Origin of the sequence: Mycolicibacterium doricum, from assembly GCF_010728155.1 — a bacterium.
GTDB lineage: Bacteria > Actinomycetota > Actinomycetes > Mycobacteriales > Mycobacteriaceae > Mycobacterium > Mycobacterium doricum.
This window is the reverse complement of sequence record NZ_AP022605.1, coordinates 2,112,786-2,128,726: the sequence shown is the minus strand read 5'-3', so window position 1 is coordinate 2,128,726 and position 15,941 is coordinate 2,112,786. Positions and strand designations below refer to the sequence as shown.

Below are 15,941 nucleotides of genomic sequence, written 5' to 3'. Positions count from 1 at the left end.
CCGCTGTTCTCGCGCCGGAACTGACCGATCGTCAAGTGCTGCATCTGCGGCATCGAGTTCTATCGGCTCATCTTGCGCGGGTCGGGGAAGCCCATCTTGAGGTAGCCGGGTGTTCGTTTCTTCAGCGATGAGGCGATGACGGGGGTGAGCTCGTCGTGGTAGTCGTGCACGGTTGCGGCGGTCTTCGAGGGGTAGGGACGGGTCACGCGACCGATGTATTGCACGAGGCGGTTCTTGAAGGTGATTGGCGCTGCCAGGAACAGTGTGTCGAGAGCGGGGCAGTCGAAGCCTTCCCCGATGAACGAGCTGGTGCCGACGATCAGGAGTGAATCCGAATCCGGCGTGTGGTTGGTAAGTTGGTCGGCGATCTGTCGGCGTTCACGAGCCTTCATGCCGCCGCTGAGAACGGTGACGGTCTTTCCGGCGGTCCGTAGCTGGTCGGTGATGGCGTTGAGGTGTTCGACCCAGGTGGTGAGCACCAGGATGTTGGCTCCGTTTTCGGAGGCGGTCAGCACGTCGTCGACGATCTGCTCGAGTCGAGTGCGGTCAGCGACGAGGGCTCGATAGATTTCGGCCATTCCACCGGGTGCGGTGGGGTCGGCGTCGCCACAGTATTGGAATTCGGTCGGATGCAGGTGCAGAACCGGGTGGGGCGTCAGTAGATCGGAACCGTCGACCGGGAACTGTCCGGTACTGGGCGGCTCGATGGCCACATGGTTGGATCCGAGTTGGTGATAGATCAGGTCTTCGAGCCCGTCACGGCGCTCCGGCGTGGCGGTCAGGCCGAGCCAGTACCGCGCGGCTATGCGGCTCAGGACGCCGAAGAACGCGCTGGCGGCGACGTGGTGGCATTCGTCCACAATGACGAATCCGTAGTTTGCGGTGATGTCCTCGACGTTGTCGCGGCGGGCAAGCGTCGGCAGCAGCGCGATGTCGAGGATGCCCGTGGTTTTCGAACGCCCGCCACCGATCTGACCGCATGCGAACCTCAGGTGGCTGCTGATCCGGTCGCGCCATTGATCGGCCAGGGCCTTGCGATCGACCAGGACCAGGGTCGCGGTAGCTCGTGACTCGATTGCCGCACAGGCGATAACAGTCTTTCCCGTGCCCGGAGGGGCGATGAGGACACCGGTGTCGTGCTCCAGGAGTTGGTGCAGTGCGGTGGCCTGAACGGTGCGCAACGGCGTGCTGCAAGTGAACTTTTGGCGTTGACCGAGGATGCGTCTGTCGTCGACGTGTAGCGTGCTGTCGGCCGATTCGACGAGTTCGGTCAGCAGAGGATGGAGGCCGCGGGGCAGGACGAGATCACCGTCAGCGGTTTCGTCGTAGCTGTAGAGGAACCGTGGTGTGTCCCAGGTGCTGCGGCGGGCACGTTGGCGCGCATCGAATTCCGGGTTGCGTATCGATGCGGCATGTTTGACGGCCGAGATCATCGCTGGGCCAAGGTCATTGGTGGTCAAGGTGAGTCGTGATGCGAACTCTGCGCGCACGATGGCCGCCGGCCGTGGGATAACGCGCGACGATGTCGGTAGCTGCAGACGCCGGACATCGTGACCGATCTGTGGGTCGGGAAGTTGGCGCGCCAACGCGGTCACGTCTTTGGTGGACAATCGGGCGATGCTTGACAGGTAGGCCCACTGATCCTCGTATGGCTCGAGGGTGGCGGGATCGAGGAAGACGGTGGTGCCGTGTTGACGGCGCTTACCGTTCATTGGTGCGGCGATCAGATTGCCCACCCCTCGCCCGGTGTGGAAGTCCTGGGATGGGAACAAACGGTCATAGCTACTCAGTTGCATGCTGCCACGCAGGGTTGCATGCTGCCACGCAGGCGAAATGCCTCACTCAGCAGACTTGTAGCGATTCTGCGGGCGACTGATGCTGAGATCGCATGAGCGAAGAAGATCCAAACGTGAGCTCCGCGCCCGGATTGTGATACCTCCAGCGCAACCGGAATTTCATATGACCGAGCCGCTTTCATGTACGCGAGCGCGTCGAGCATCGCGGCTTACTTGTCGAAATCGGCCGCTACCCACCAGCAGGTGTCCTCATCGCTGAGCGGATAAAGGCCGATGTGTGCCGCGCCCCGCAGGTGGGCATCAACGACCTCCGGGGTCAGCGGAAGGTAAGGTGCATCGGCACGATCCATACCCTTGCGCCAATAGCCTTTGATCGCCGGCATCCAACCTGAACGCCCATCTCGACGATTCTCCCAGCGCAGCGCGTAAACATCGGTGCGACAACGGAACAACTCGAAGAAGAACCGCACCTTGTCGGCGGAGCTGGAGCCCATTGTCACTGGTGAGGTCGGCGCTCCCGTCAGTGTCGCCTGGTCACTGGCGGCTGCGCGTGCCTGTTCCTCACTCAACTGAAGAAGACGACACAAACGCACATTGTCGGCGCGCAGCGTGTCCAACTCACCAGGGAAACTCTCGCCACCGCTAACGGTCAACTCCTTTGTGCAGCACATTCTTCGGCGGGGGGTTTACTCCCGCCAGCGCTCCCCGAGCGCTTTCGCCGCTGTGGACACCTTCATGACCAGACGACGCTCGCGGTTCCTGACTGGAACGAAGTGGTAGTGCTCGTAGAAGGATTGTGCCTCGTCGTCTATCGCATCAACGACGATGAGCCGGCCGCCGCCGATTTCCGATGCGGCGACGGCTTTGCCTAGTGCGTCGAGGAGCAGCTGCTCGCCATATCCCTGACCCCGCAGCGACGTGTCGATCGCCAGGCGGGCAATCAAGTATCCGGGTACGCGGGAATAGCCGCCGGCCATGGATACCGAGACGCCGTCGTCATTGCGTACTACTTCGGTGGGGCAGATGGCGAAATAGGCGCTGACTTTCTGTTCGCCCAGCGGAGTCCACACGTAGACGTACGCGACTCCGCTGCTGTCCGCGCGACGGGCGTGGGCGATAAGCCAGGTATTCAGCGACTCCTTACCACAGTCGAATCCTTCCAGCATGTGTGGGTCAGTGAGTCGCGCGGACTCGAACATTGTTCAAGGCCTGGTGAAGACCGCTGGTTTGCGTGCGGCTGCCGCTAGCCGCGGCGCGTCGTCAGCGGCGTCGAGCGAGGACATCAGTTTGTCGAATTGTTCGGGCTCCATTGCCGTTACCAGCTCCTGACGCAGGATGTCTTCGGCCCGTTGCATCGCAGCTTTCCGTACGAACTCCGACGTCTGCTCATGGACAAGGTGGGCGGCGCGTTGGATGCGATCTAAGGTCGCTTGCTCCGCGCGAAGCTCGATGCGCTTCGTTTTCATCGCCACAGCGACACCTCCTTGTTTCCTCAGTCATCTCTGCTCGCAGCTGTCGATCACTTCATGGTACGGCGAATGTACGTACAGGGCTAGCGGGGTTGCGGCCAGCATGGGCACCACGCGGGCCACATGCTATGAGCGATGCTGAACGACCTGCGCATCTGTGGAACGTCACACACCGCGGGTCAGGCCGCGGCAGCCCCGGCGAGCTGGGAAAACGCACTACCGCTACTTTCTGTGGGCCAAGTGGTCGCATGTTCAAATCCTGTCAGCCCGACTCAAAAAACCCGACCAGTGTGGGCGGGTTCCTGCTTCATCGGATCGGCGCAAGTCTCGGCCAGTGGGCCAGCAGTGTCCCAAGCGGATTTCAGTGGGCCAAGCTTCAGCCGAATAGGGAAGCGCGGCGGCGCGCAGGTCTTCGCGCTGAGCGTCGGAGTAGATCGATAGGGAAAACTCTTCTTCATGCCGGTAGCACCTTCCGACGGCGGCAACGTCGCGTGTGGGCAGGCAGCACGAATGGCGCAGCCGGGTGATTCATGATCGCCTCTGCATCGGATCTGCCAACGCGCGCTGTTGGGCAGGGGCGCCCCCGGGCGGATCGGCATTGACCAGGATGGCGGCCGCGCCAAATCGTTGTGCCGGGACCGGTTTCGACGCGCAATCGGCCGGTATCAAGGCGTTGTTGGGCATGATCGGTTCAGGCTTTCAGCGTCGGTGTCAGCGCCGCCGCGAGGATCGTCGCGTCGCGGGTGGCGAGGGTGAGGTTGCGGCGCAGCGCCTGGGCAACGATCACCCGGTCGAACGGATCACGGTGTTCCCAGGGCAGTCGCCACGCGAGGATTGCGTCGCCGGAATCGATCGGCAGGTCATCGACGCGCATCGCCTCGAGCTGGCTGATCCAGGTTGCCAACAATGTTGCGCCGTCAAGCCGGCCGAGCCGAGTCTTGATGGCGATCTCCCATGCTGACGCTGCGCTCACCCAAACAGATGTTGCGGGATCTGCCAGGTGTACAAGGGCTTCGGGGTCCAGCGTGGTGGGCTCATGGAGCAGCCACAGCAGCGTATGAGTGTCCAGGAGGATGTTCACGACGACTTGTCGCCCTCCCAGCGTGCCAGCTCGGTATCTGGCAGCGGCTCGTCGAAGCCCTCCGGAATGGACAGTTTCGGCATCTGACCGAATTGCCGCGGTGTTGGGGTCGCGGGTGCCAGGCGGGCGACATCGCGGCCGTGGTTGGTGATGATCACCGTCTTCCCGGTGCGCTCGACGTCGGCGAGCAGCGCGTTGAGCCGGTTCTTGGCGTCAGTGCTCGAGATTTTTTCCACGGTCACAAGGTCGAGGATACACGGTTGCGCGCTTCACGCTAGCGTTAATAGCTCGAACACTTCGTGTGTCCACGCCGCGCGATGTCGGCGGCCGCAGAGACAATGGCTTCCGATGACCGACGATGGCACTGGGCTGCCCGTTCGACAGGCCCCGCGCAAGCGGGCCGGCAGAGCTGTCCGTGGCCCACGTCACGGTGTTGGTTCGCGTGGCCCAGCCCGCCTCAGTGCGGGTGTACACCGATGACCGACGGGAGGGGCACAGCGCTTCGCGACCGGTCCGGGGGCGTTGTTGGCCCCCGCCTGTGTCGCCGCTAAACGGGTACATCCGTTGGCCCTGACGGGGCGCTCAGCGGCGGACTCCGCCTCCAGCTCTCGACGTTCCTCGACCTTGCGTGCTACGGCCCGGCCGACGAAGAACAACCCGACCAGAGCGGCCGCACCGACGAACCACCGGATGTACTTGATCACCAGGCCGATGACGAAGAGCAGCACGAAGATAGCCACCAGCACCGAACCATCGCTCGGTTGAGACTGTCGCCGCGCTGCCATGGGAGGACGACACGAACCGCCACCGACAAGTTCGTCGGTCCGCGCCAGCCCCGCCGTGATGTCCGAGCTCCCGAGTAGCGTCCGCGTCATGACCGATGGACGCGCAAGGCCCACAGCGAAGCAGGCGCGGCGGACTGCCCGGCGGGCCGCCAAGCGAACTCGCGAAGCCGCCGGGAAATCACATCTCGTCGATCCGCCGCAGCCTCCGGCGGGCTTCGAGAATCCCCTGAGTCTCATGGTGTTCGCAAGCATGCAGGTGCAGGCGTTGACACCCGACCCGTTCGCGAAATATCGGTCACACCAGCACGAGCCGATAGATCTCGACTACCTGCTCGGGCGGTTCCTCAGCGAGCCCACGCCAGAGATCGCCATCTTCGTGGCCCTATTCGCCGAACTCCTCGACGATGCGCCACTGAAACTCCGTTATCAGCACGCCGTGGAAGAACGCCAGGAGCTGCTGCCGCGATGGACGGTGGAACTACCCAATGCCCGCGCCTACAAGGCTGTTCGCATCACCCACGTACTCGGCGATACCGATCAGGTCATGGTCGGGGTCCGGCTCGTGGGCGGCCAAGAGGCGACGTTCGTGGTTGTCATCGACCATCTCAGGGGCTCCGAGATCAAAGATGCCTTCTTGTCGGGTGATTCGATCGACACCGGACTGGCGGCGTTCTCGGTGGCGGCGGATCCCGACTGCACGGTCGTCGACATGACCCTCCCCGACGCCCGGGCCTGGATCGAGCAGGGTCTGAGGCGCGAGCTCGTCCTTCGCGACACCGCGACGTGGCCAGACTGCCGACCGCTGCTGAAGTGGCTGACCTTTCGCCTACCGGCGGGCGGTATCGGGTTTCGATCGCCGGTATGGACCTGGGAAGAAACCGCGGAGCTATGCGGCGAGTTCTTCGCCTCCGAGAAGGGCGCACCCTTTGACGTTCGCGACCATGGCGATCTCTTGCGGGAACTCATGGACTCCGGGACGGAGAACCCGCTGTGCTGGAGCGCGGCTCGCGTGGACCAGGTGCTCGAGTCGCCAGAATGGGACACCTACGCGCCGCTGGAGGTCCGCCTGGACGTGCCCGACCTGTTGCGGGCATTCATCTCGTTTGCGCACAACCGAAGTGGGATCCGTGAAGGGTTGACGGTCGACGCGCTAGCGGTGGTCGACGAGACGGCGATGCGCTATCGACGGGACGTGCTGCGGGATGCCGACTCCGTAGATTCGGAAGACAGATTCGCCTGAGGGCGGCCTACGGCACCACCAGGTCACTGTCCCGCAGATCGGTAACCAGCATGTGGCCCGGCGCGTGCCCGATGGCCAGCGGCGGGCGGGACTGCATGACCGCGGCCTGCGGGGTGACTCCGCATGCCCAGAACACCGGGATCTCTCCAGGGCGGATGGTCACCGCGTCCCCGTAGTCCGGCGCGGACAGATCGGCGATGCACAGCGCCGCGGGGTCCCCGACGTGCACCGGGGTGCCGTGCACCGACGGGTAGCGGGACGTGATGCGCACGGCGTCGGCCACCTGCTCGGGCGATAGGGGCCGCATCGACACCACCAGCGGACCGCCTATCCGCCCCGCCGAGCGGCACGGCCGGCCGGTCCGGTACATCGGCACATTGACGCCTTCTTCGATATGTCGCACCGACACCCCTGAATCCAGCAGTGCTGCTTCGAAAGTGAAGCTGCACCCGATTAGGAACGCGACCAGATCGTCGGTCCAGTACTCGGTGCCGTCCGTCGTCTCGGCGACGAGTTCGCCGTCGACGTAGATCCGGTAGGCCGGGATGTCGGTCCGCACGTCACCGCCGACCAGCAGCGGGCCCGCGAACTGGCCGGGCTCCAGAACATCGAGCACCGGGCACGGCTTCGGGTTGCGCTGCGCGAACAGCATCAGATCGAACGCGTAATCCCGCGGCACCGCGATCAGATTCGCCTGCGCATACCCAGCCGACCAACCGGCCGTCGGGGTCACCAGACCGTCGCGGAAACGCCGCCGCGCCTCCGCCGGCAAGATTGCGTTCACGTCGAGGTTCATTGCCGTCCCTCCTGTCTCATGCCCATGTCAACCGCACCTCGGCGCCCGGACGAAGCTGGGCGGCACGGTCGACGTCCTCGTTGACCAGGACCCCGGCCACCGGGTAGCCACCGGTCACCGGATGGTCGGCGAGAAAGATGACCGGTTCGCCGCCCGGCGGCACTTGGATGGCGCCGAGTCCGGCTCCTTCGCTGGGGAGTTGGCGTCCCGGGTCGCGCATCCGGACACCGGGTCCCCGCTGGGCGACGAGGCGTGCGCCGACCCGGCTGGCCCGGTCCGACACCTGCCATGTGGTCGCGACCAGGTCGTCGGCGTCTGCCAGCCAGTCGTCGCGCGGACCCCGATGCACCCGCAACGTGGCGCGGTCCGCGCCGGCCGGCGCTACGGGTGCGAGATCCGTTGCCGGAAGCGGGAGGACGCAGGTGCCGATGTCCAGCACATCGCCGGCGCGCAGTGGCGCAGGCCCGATGTTGGCAAGCGTGTCCCGACTCCGCGATCCGAGCACCTCGGCGCAGTCGATTCCGCCGCGCACCGCGACATAGCAGCGTAGCCCGGCGCGGGCGGGTCCGAGCTCGATGACGGTGCCGGCCGCGAGGTGGTGGCGAGCGTTGTGCCCCAGCGGTTTACGGTTAGGCCCCGCGAGCACGTCGACCTCGGCGCCAGTGACGGCGAAGGTGACGGCGCTGCCTGCCCGGAGCGTGAGGCCGCCGAGAAGCACCTCCAGCGTGGCGGCCTCGGCGGGGTTGCCGACGAGACGATTGGCCAGGGCGTGCGAGCGGCGATCTGCCGCACCGGCGCTTCCGATCCCGACCGCGGCATGCCCGGGGCGCCCCAGATCCTGGACGGTGGTCAGCGGACCGCCCTCCAGGATCTCCAATCGGCCGCCGACAGTCATCCGTCCACCGCGATGAACTGCACCACAGTGCCCGGGCGCAGCAGTGCCGGCGGGTCCCAGTCGAGGTCGAACAACCGGAGATCGGTGTGTCCGATGAGCTGCCAGCCGCCGGGCGAGGCCGTCGGATAGATGCCGCTGAACTCGTCGGCCAACCCTACCGACCCGGCCGGAATGCTGGTGCGGGGTTCGTCTCGCCGCGGTACGACCAGCGGAGTGTCGTGGCGGACGAGGTATCCGAACCCGGGAGCGAATCCGGTGAATGCCACCCGCCAGGGCTCTGCGGTGTGCGCGGCGACCACCTCATCGGGGGTCATTCCGCTGCGCTGCGCCACCTCGTCGAGGTCCGGACCGTCGTAGACGGTCGGCACCTCGACCACCTCACCCGAGGTTGCGGCGACCGATGCGGGCGACAGCCGGCTGATCGCATTCCGCACGGCGACAAGGTGTTCGGGACCTGTGGTGGACACGTACACGGTGCGTGCCCCTGGCACCACGTCGACCACGTCCAATCCGGCCGACTCGATCGCCGTCGACCACGCCAGTACCTCGTCGGCGTCGTCGACCTCAACCAGCAGTGCGCGGTCGCCGTAGGGGAGAAGTCTCATGTGAGGGCGGTCAGCTCCAGAGCCTGGACAAGCCGCTCAACGACATCCAGCCCAGATACAGCGTCAGCAACCACACTGCCAGGCCGACGGTCTTCAGCCACAACGGATAGCCGTACCCGCCCATCAGGTCGCGGCGCCTCCAGGCCACCCACACCACCACGGTGAACCCGATCGGCAGGATGAGTCCGTTGAAGGCGCCCGCGAAGACCAGCAGCGTCACCGGCGCCGCGCCGAGAAGGACGAACAGGACCGCGCTCAGCGCGATGAACCCCACCGTGAGGATGTTCTGCCTGCGGCGCAAGGTCTTCGACGTCGTGAGGAACGAGACCGAGGTATAGGCGGCGCCGATCACCGAGGTGATGGACGCGGCCCACAGGATGACGCCGAAGATAACCCCGCCGGCAGTGCCGAGGGCGTACTCGAACGCCGACGCGGTGGGGCTGTCGCTGGCGAGAGTGACACCGCTGGCGGTCACGCCGAGGACCGCCAGGAACAGCAGCGCACGCATGATGCCGGTGACGATGATGGCGTACGTCGACCCCTTGGTGATGCGGCCGACGTTCTGGGGTCCGGTGATCCCGGTGTCGAGAAGGCGATGGGCACCTGCATAGGTGATGTACCCGCCCACGGTGCCGCCGACAATCGTGGTGATCGCGAGGAAGCTGATCTGCTCGGGCAGCACGGCGTTGCGCAGAGCCTGGCCCAGCGGCGGGCGTGACACGATCGCGGTGTAGGTGGTCATCGCGATCATCGCGACGCCGAGGACGACGACGATCCGGTCGAGGGCGACGCCGGCCCGCTTGCTCAAGAAGATCGCGATGGCGATGAGCGCCGAGACCGCGCCACCGATGCGCGGGTCGAGTCCGAACATGGCGTCGGTGCCCAGTCCCGCGCCGCTCGTGTTACCGATGTTGAACACCAGGCCGCCCACCACGACCAGGACGGCCAGGGCGTAGCCGACCCCGGGCAGGACCTTGTTGCCGAGTTCGTGGGCGCGGATCCCGGCCACGCCGATCACCCGCCACACATTCATCTGGACAGCGAAGTCGATGACGATCGAGGCGAGAATCGCGAACGCGAACGCCGCCCCGAGCTCGACGGTGAATTCTGTGGTCTGGGTGATGAACCCCGGCCCGACCGCGCTGGTCGCCATCAGGAACATCGCCCCGAGCAGGGCGGTCTTGGCGGGTTCCGACGGCTTCGGAGCAGTGTCGACAGACGGGTTCAGTGGTGGTCCTTCGGGAGTGGCCATGCGCCGAATCCTCACCGTGGCTGGAACGGGTCTTTCCCGCTCGGACGTCCTTCCGATGGTCGACCGCCGGTATTGCGCCGCCGTTACGCCCGCTATACAGATCGTTCAACACTCCCGATATTCACACGTCCCCTAATCTGGGGCGATGGGCACTGTCCACGGTTTCGCCGAAGCGCTGCGCGCGCTGGAGAGCTCCAGGCCGCGGGTTGTGCTGTCGTCGTCATCCGACCGCGCCGCCGATGTGATCCGCGAGCACATCGCCGCCGGGCTATTCCGCCCCGGCGCCCGCTTACCCGAGGAGCCGATCGCCGAATCGCTCGGCATTTCCCGCAACACGCTGCGGGAAGCGCTGAGTCAGCTCATCGGTGAGCGGTTGCTCGACCGGATCCCGAATCGGGGCGTGTTCGTCCGCACCCCGTCGGTCGCCGACCTCCGCGACATCTATCGGGCCCGCCGCGTCATCGAACCCGGATGCCTGCTCCTGCCGGGGGACGCTGACATCTCCGACGTCGTCGCAGCCGTCGCCAGTGGGCGCGCGGCCCTCGGCGCCAACGACGGCGACGCGGTCGCGTCGGCCAATCAGCGCTTCCACCGGTCGGTGGTCGCGCTGGCCGGCAGCCCGCGTCTGGACATGGAGATGAGCCGGCTGCTCGCCGAGATGCGGCTGGTGTTCTTTTGCGCCGGCCCCGCCGAGGATTTCCACCGTCCCTACGTGGAACGCAACGAGGAGATCGCCGCCGCGCTTGCCGACGGCCGGGGACGAGCGGCCGCCAAGCTGCTGGACCGCTATCTCGTGACCGCTGAGAAGCATCTGTTATCCGCGTACCCGCAGACCGACTGACCCGGCGTCGACCAGAGAGATCGTGCATCCGACGATGGTGAGGTGTGGGCGGCCCAGGCCGTATAGGACCTCGTCGTTCGGACGAAGGCGGCCATCCGACCGTCGTTTGCCCGGATTCCCGACTGCCAATCGACCTCGCGCGTCCGCCGCTTGAGATGGGGCTGTCGCGGTGCGCCGCTACGGTAATGGTTGATGTTGTCGCTGGACAGGTTGACAATGCTCACGTGGACTAACGGCTCGGGTGGTAAGTCGTCGGTGTATCGCGCTCTGTGCTTACTTGGCAGATTGCGGCCGTGGCGATTTGATCGGCTCACTGGCGCGTGAGGGTGGTCTGCAGTCTGCCCACTGGGCGGGTCCGGTGGAGTTCAAGCGTCCAGTGGAGCTAAAACACCCATTCGTCGGCGAGATCGGAACGTCCTCGGAACCACTGCAACCGGTGATCGACCAACTGTCGTAACGCCCCCCCGGCACAGCCCGACCCGCGGAGCAGACGCCGTCGACCTCAATGTTGAGAACAACTATCACTGTCTCCTCACTATCCCCTATGACATCAGCGGTAACAATGAGGGGCATCCAGGACCGACCACCACGTCATGGCGCACCGCTTACACGCGTTCGACGGCTGAAGGGATCCTCGTGCACAAGGTCAAGGGAATAAGTGTGGCGCTGACGGCCGCCGCTCTGTCGGCGACGTCCATCGCGGTAGCCACGCCGACCGCCGTCGCCAGCACGGTCAATTGGGACGCCATCGCCCAGTGCGAATCCAGCGGCAACTGGGCGATCAACACCGGCAATGGGTTCTACGGTGGCCTGCAGTTCCTGCCGGCCACGTGGCGCGAGCACGGCGGCGTCGGCTCCCCGGAGCGCACGCCGCGCGAGTACCAGATAGCCATCGCCGAGCGCGTGCTACGGACCCAGGGGATTGGTGCCTGGCCCGTCTGCGGTGCGTACGCGCTGTCCCCGCGGTCCTCGGCTCCTCCCGGGGCGGGCAGCGCATGCCGGGTGATGTCCGGGATGGTGCTCGGTGTCGTCAACCTCAACAGGATGTGCGCCGCGCTGACCAGTCAGGCCCGCGCAGTCGCTGCCGCACTGGTTGGCTGACGCACTGGTTGGCTGACGCTAGGGCCGTCGGCTCGCACCGTCAGCATGACCTTGGCGGCGCGTCGTTCCTCCATGGCCTGGTAATCCTCGACTCGCCAGCGGCAACGTGGGGTCGAACACCGGCCAGTGATGACGCATCGGTGGGCGAATGGGCTCGATGTCCCAGCTGGGCCGGGACCAATGTGGCCTGCACCCGTCGCCACGCCCAGCGCCACAGTGTGACCACCTGGCCCACCGCTGATAACGGGGTAGGGGTCCGGCGGCGATAATCCCCTGAGGGCCGAACAGCGGGCGGTGCGGTGTGGAACGCGCATCACCCGCTGCAACGGCGACGAAAGACTGGGACAACGCTGTGGACGTGACCGGAGAAGAACTGTTCGCGGAGCGCTATGTTTTGCGCGGGCTGCTCGGCGCGGGGGGCATGGCAGAGGTGCGCGACGCCTGGGACACCCGACTCGACCGCCCGGTGGCGATCAAGCTTCTGCACCCCGCGATGAGAGCGCAGCCGAAGACCTTGCTTCGGTTCCGGGACGAAGCGCGCTCGGCGGCGATGCTGTCCCACCCGAACATCGTCGCGGTGCACGACTACGGCGAGCAGGAGGGCACACCGTTCATCGTCATGGAGCGACTGCCCGGCCACACCCTCCTCGACGTCATGGCGCACGGCCCGATGCCACCCGACCATGTCCGCTCCATGCTCGACGATGTACTGGCCGCCCTGGCCGTCGCGCATGGCGCAGGAATGCTGCACCGCGATATCAAGCCGGCGAACATCTTGTTGTCGGCCACCGGCGACAGCCTCAAGGTGGCCGACTTCGGCATCGCGAAGACCAGTGCGGTTGCCCACACCATGACCGGTCAGATCGTCGGCACGATGGCATACATGAGCCCCGAGCGGGTCGCCGGAGCACCGGCCTCGGTGGCCGACGACCTTTACGCGGTGGGGGTCGTCGGATACGAGGCCGCCGTCGGCCACCGCGCCTTCCCGCAGGACACTCCCGTCGCCCTGGCGCGGGCCATCATGGAAAATCCACCACCGCCGCTGAGCACTATCCGGCCGGATCTGGACCCTACCCTCGTCGGCACGATCGACCGCGCCATGGCCTGGGACCCCGCCCAGCGTTTCAGGGACGCCGCTCATATGCACGCTGCCGTCAACGGCGACCGGCAGGCACTGTTCGCCGGCACGGCACCCGCCGTGGCGGTTCCGCCACGGCCGGCGACCAAGGTCCTCGACCAGCCGGTGCCGCCGTCGGCTCACTACCCCATGACGCCACCACCGCCGCCGTCTCGGTGGCGCCGATTGCCGAGGCGCACCCGCACAGCGATCTCCGCGGCCGCGCTCCTGACCTGTCTCACCGTCTCAGGTGTCGCGTTGGCCGCCGAGCCGTTTTCCACCGCACCGTCCCCGAAACCGATCAACACCAGCACGCCGATGCCCACGCCGAGCAGCGTCCCTCTACCACCACCCCCTCCCGCAGTGGGACAACGGCGGGAAGAGTCCGGCGACACGAAGGAAGAGCGGGAGAAGGAGAAGGAAGAAGAGCAAAAAGAAAAGAGGGATCAGGAGAAAGAGCGGGAAGGTGGCGGAAACGGTACCGAAGGCGGCGGTAACGGCAACGAAGGCAATCTCGGCAAGCGCGAGTAGTCGCTTCAACGTCAGTCAGTCGCTTCAACGTCAGCAGCGCACCACTGCCTCGACCGCCCGGGCACTAAGCTAAGCCGCCGGGGTGACTCCTGAATCCAGGTATGGGTCTGAATTCAGATATGGATAACGGCCGGGATGCGTGGCTGCCGCGATCACGTCGTTCGCGCACACCGCGCAGTACCTCACGCCCAATGTGGGATACCCACACGCCCTGCAATCAGCCATACGTGGATCCTCAGCGAACCAGTTCGCGCCCATGACGTCATCACCCTTCGTCGACGGCGCACGGTTACCCGCCGCGGCTCAAGATCACGCAATCAAGTGTCCGCTGAGCTGATGTCAGGCCGGCGGTGCCGGGCGCATCGACTGGAGGTAGTACGTCTCGCGCCCGGTGGGGAAGCCGCCGCCGTTGGTGGCGATGTGGACGTGGTCGAAGTGATTGGCCGTCTCGTTGCCGTAGTCCGCCGTCCAACTCGGCGCACCGATGCCTGGGTAGAAGCCCTGCCGCCAGATGACGTGCAGTACCCCCCACCGGCGGGCGTTCGCCAACGCCAACCCGGCGATCTGGTTGCCGAGCTCGATGCCCTCATCGGTGCCGTGGTTGGGGATCATCACGTCGATCGCCAGGCCGTTAGGGTGCCATTTGAGCGGATCCTGCCGGTACCCACCAATGGTTTTGATCTCCGGGAACATCACGCTGATGGCACGAGCCGCCCAGATCGTCTTCACCTGCAGTCCCCCTTCCGGCGCAACACCCGCCGGCAGCTCGAACTTGAAATCCCGCGCAGCGACGGGCGCGCTCGCCGCCAGGAGTTCGGCCTCGGCGGGGCGGGCGACCGACGGCGCGGCGGGGGGCGCCGACGTCGGCGCGGCAACCCGCGCCGGCTTGGCCACCGCGGCCGAGTCGGTGTCCTGGGCGTAGATCATCGCCGCGGAGACGGTGAGCGAGGCGGCCAGCGCCGCCCAGCGGCCCATCCCATCAACTGAGATCGTCCTCCCCATGCGCAGCACTCTAGAGTCGCCAGCGGTGCGGCATGGGGATTCCGCGGCGATTCGGCGAATCGAAATGTTCGATCTTGATTCCAGGTGGTCCTAACGCATCCGGTCACCGCGCCCGACGGGGGATGCTGAAGTCATGCCGGAACTTGACACGCGTCCGACCCAGGACAAGGTACGTAGCCGCGACCGTGCCGTGGACGTCGCCCGCCTAACGGCCCTGGTGGTCGTGATGTTCGGCCACTGTGCACTGTTGCTCGCCACCATTGACTCCGGTGGGGTCCGGATCGGCAATCTGCTGGGCGAGCTTCCGCTGCTCGCCCCGGTCACCTGGGTCGTCCAGGTGATGCCGCTGTTCTTCCTGGCCGGCGGCGCGGCCGGTGCCTACGGCTGGCACGCCGGGACGCCGTGGGGCGCGTGGCTGTTCGCCCGGGCGCAGCGGTTGTGCCGACCCGTGTTCTGGTATCTGGCGGCGTGGGGCGCCGGCCTGCTCGTGGTGCGGGTGCTGCTCGGCCGCGAATCGGCGGACGCGCTCGGCCGAGAAAGCGTCGCACTGCTGTGGTTCCTCGGCGTGTACCTGCTCGCGCTCGCCTTCGTGCCGGCGTTGACCCGTCTACGAACGGGCGCTGCGGTGGCAGTCCTGGTCACCGCCCTGCTCGCCGTCGCGTGGGCCGTCGACGGCATCAGATCCGCCGTCGGCACACCCGAGTCCGGCGCCGTCAACTTTTTGGTTGTCTGGCTGATCCCCGTTGTCATCGGTGTCGCTTACGCGCGCCGGTTGATCAGCCCCGTCGCCGCGTTCATCGGCGCGGTGGCGGCGTTCACGGCGCAGTCTGTCCTCGCGGTCACCGGTGCCTATGAGATTGCCCTGGTGGTGACCGGCGTCGAACAGGTGTCGAACACCTCGCCGCCGACACTGCTGCTCGGCTTGCACTGCGCGTGGATGTCCTGCGGGTTCGTCGTCGTGGCGGAGCAACTGCGGCGGTGGGCAGCCCGGCCGCGGGTCTGGCACGTTGTCGCGGTGGGCAACGCGGGAGCCATGACGCTCTATCTGTGGCACATTCCCGCGATCGCGATCGCCGCATTCTCGCTACACGCCCTGGGTTTGGACGCCTACGACGTGGACGCGCCGAACTTCTGGGCGCTGCTTGCGCTGCGCGCGGTGGTCTTCGCCGGTGTCATGGCCCTGCTGTTCCGCTTGCTCGCACCGCTGGAGCACCGTCCACTTCCGTGGTGGGACGATCCCTCTGGTGCGACGGGTGTCCGGGCGACCGTTGCCGGTGCATTCATCTGCGTCGCGGGGGTGGCTTCGGTGCTGATGGCGAAGCAGGGTCTGGCCGATGTCGCCGGATGGACGGCGCTCGGCGGATTCCTCGCCGCGGCGGTTGCCGCCCGGACGTGCGCGGGGCGCCGGTGAGTTGCGGGTGGCGCTGAGC

General features: G+C 66.2%; 16 protein-coding genes and 2 pseudogenes. 6 read left to right on the top strand and 12 right to left on the bottom strand.

Translation table 11 applies throughout. The features are described 5' to 3' along the window. Window positions 1-59 precede the first annotated feature (59 nt). The 7 genes and pseudogenes from G6N07_RS10500 to G6N07_RS10475 form a co-directional block, all read right to left on the bottom strand. Window positions 60-1,796, bottom strand: coding sequence for a DEAD/DEAH box helicase (locus G6N07_RS10500; RefSeq protein ID WP_244949061.1), 1,737 nt, complete (start codon window positions 1,794-1,796; stop codon window positions 60-62). Continuing rightward, window positions 1,787-2,290, bottom strand: a pseudogene (locus G6N07_RS20980) (TOTE conflict system archaeo-eukaryotic primase domain-containing protein). The gene G6N07_RS10500 and the pseudogene G6N07_RS20980 overlap by 10 nt, the downstream one beginning before the upstream one ends. A 192-nt stretch (window positions 2,291-2,482) precedes the next feature. Continuing rightward, complete coding sequence (locus G6N07_RS10495) at window positions 2,483-2,962, bottom strand: GNAT family N-acetyltransferase (RefSeq protein ID WP_235849950.1); 480 nt, start codon at window positions 2,960-2,962, stop codon at window positions 2,483-2,485. Between the two features lie 36 nt (window positions 2,963-2,998). Beyond that, window positions 2,999-3,262 (bottom strand): type II toxin-antitoxin system TacA family antitoxin, encoded by a 264-nt coding sequence (locus G6N07_RS10490; RefSeq protein WP_235849952.1) that lies wholly within the window; start codon window positions 3,260-3,262, stop codon window positions 2,999-3,001. 694 nt (window positions 3,263-3,956) lie between these two features. Further along, a complete protein-coding gene (locus tag G6N07_RS10485) occupies window positions 3,957-4,346 on the bottom strand; it encodes a type II toxin-antitoxin system VapC family toxin (protein ID WP_085192809.1) in 390 nt (129 codons plus the stop codon). Then, window positions 4,343-4,588 carry a type II toxin-antitoxin system Phd/YefM family antitoxin gene (locus G6N07_RS10480; RefSeq protein WP_372507558.1) on the bottom strand — a complete coding sequence of 82 codons (246 nt, stop codon included), beginning with the start codon at window positions 4,586-4,588 and terminating at the stop codon, window positions 4,343-4,345. The genes G6N07_RS10485 and G6N07_RS10480 overlap by 4 nt, the downstream gene beginning before the upstream one ends. Before the next feature lie 183 nt (window positions 4,589-4,771). Beyond that, the gene (locus G6N07_RS10475; protein WP_133055583.1) at window positions 4,772-5,092 is read right to left on the bottom strand and encodes a hypothetical protein; all 321 of its coding nucleotides are present in this window, start codon (window positions 5,090-5,092) and stop codon (window positions 4,772-4,774) included. A gap of 127 nt (window positions 5,093-5,219) precedes the next feature. Between G6N07_RS10475 and G6N07_RS10470 the strand changes: the two genes are divergently transcribed. Continuing rightward, the gene (locus tag G6N07_RS10470; protein WP_179959976.1) at window positions 5,220-6,371 is read left to right on the top strand and encodes a hypothetical protein; all 1,152 of its coding nucleotides are present in this window, start codon (window positions 5,220-5,222) and stop codon (window positions 6,369-6,371) included. Between the two features lie 7 nt (window positions 6,372-6,378). On the opposite strand, the gene G6N07_RS10465 is transcribed toward G6N07_RS10470, so the two are convergent. From G6N07_RS10465 to G6N07_RS10450, 4 genes are read right to left on the bottom strand one after another with little or no spacing between them, the layout of a single operon-like run. Then, a complete protein-coding gene (locus G6N07_RS10465) occupies window positions 6,379-7,167 on the bottom strand; it encodes a putative hydro-lyase (protein ID WP_085192811.1) in 789 nt (262 codons plus the stop codon). A gap of 16 nt (window positions 7,168-7,183) precedes the next feature. Further along, complete coding sequence (locus tag G6N07_RS10460; protein WP_085192812.1) at window positions 7,184-8,062, bottom strand: 5-oxoprolinase subunit C family protein; 879 nt, start codon at window positions 8,060-8,062, stop codon at window positions 7,184-7,186. After that, the gene (gene pxpB / locus G6N07_RS10455; protein WP_085192813.1) at window positions 8,059-8,667 is read right to left on the bottom strand and encodes a 5-oxoprolinase subunit PxpB; all 609 of its coding nucleotides are present in this window, start codon (window positions 8,665-8,667) and stop codon (window positions 8,059-8,061) included. The genes G6N07_RS10460 and pxpB overlap by 4 nt, the downstream gene beginning before the upstream one ends. A gap of 10 nt (window positions 8,668-8,677) precedes the next feature. Continuing rightward, on the bottom strand, window positions 8,678-9,919 hold the full coding sequence (locus G6N07_RS10450; protein WP_085192814.1) for an NRAMP family divalent metal transporter: 1,242 nt from the start codon (window positions 9,917-9,919) through the stop codon (window positions 8,678-8,680). A gap of 145 nt (window positions 9,920-10,064) precedes the next feature. On the opposite strand from G6N07_RS10450, the gene G6N07_RS10445 reads away from it, so the two are divergent. The 4 genes and pseudogenes from G6N07_RS10445 (at window position 10,065) to G6N07_RS10430 (ending at window position 13,509) form a co-directional block, all read left to right on the top strand. Then, window positions 10,065-10,760: a GntR family transcriptional regulator gene (locus G6N07_RS10445; RefSeq protein WP_085192815.1), complete on the top strand. Its 696-nt coding sequence runs from the start codon at window positions 10,065-10,067 to the stop codon at window positions 10,758-10,760. 192 nt (window positions 10,761-10,952) lie between these two features. After that, window positions 10,953-11,133: pseudogene (locus G6N07_RS20330) on the top strand (AAA family ATPase); the annotation flags it as partial. A gap of 263 nt (window positions 11,134-11,396) precedes the next feature. Then, a complete protein-coding gene (locus tag G6N07_RS10435; RefSeq protein ID WP_085192817.1) occupies window positions 11,397-11,861 on the top strand; it encodes a transglycosylase family protein in 465 nt (154 codons plus the stop codon). Between the two features lie 358 nt (window positions 11,862-12,219). After that, the gene (locus G6N07_RS10430) at window positions 12,220-13,509 is read left to right on the top strand and encodes a serine/threonine-protein kinase (protein ID WP_085192900.1); all 1,290 of its coding nucleotides are present in this window, start codon (window positions 12,220-12,222) and stop codon (window positions 13,507-13,509) included. 339 nt (window positions 13,510-13,848) lie between these two features. Here G6N07_RS10430 and G6N07_RS10425 read toward each other — a convergent pair whose 3' ends face one another. Next, window positions 13,849-14,511 (bottom strand): VldE C-terminal domain-containing protein, encoded by a 663-nt coding sequence (locus G6N07_RS10425; protein WP_179959975.1) that lies wholly within the window; start codon window positions 14,509-14,511, stop codon window positions 13,849-13,851. A 133-nt stretch (window positions 14,512-14,644) separates the two neighbouring features. Here G6N07_RS10425 and G6N07_RS10420 point away from each other — a divergent pair, with 133 nt between their 5' ends. Continuing rightward, window positions 14,645-15,922 (top strand): acyltransferase family protein, encoded by a 1,278-nt coding sequence (locus G6N07_RS10420; RefSeq protein ID WP_085192819.1) that lies wholly within the window; start codon window positions 14,645-14,647, stop codon window positions 15,920-15,922. Window positions 15,923-15,941: the final 19 nt, after the last annotated feature.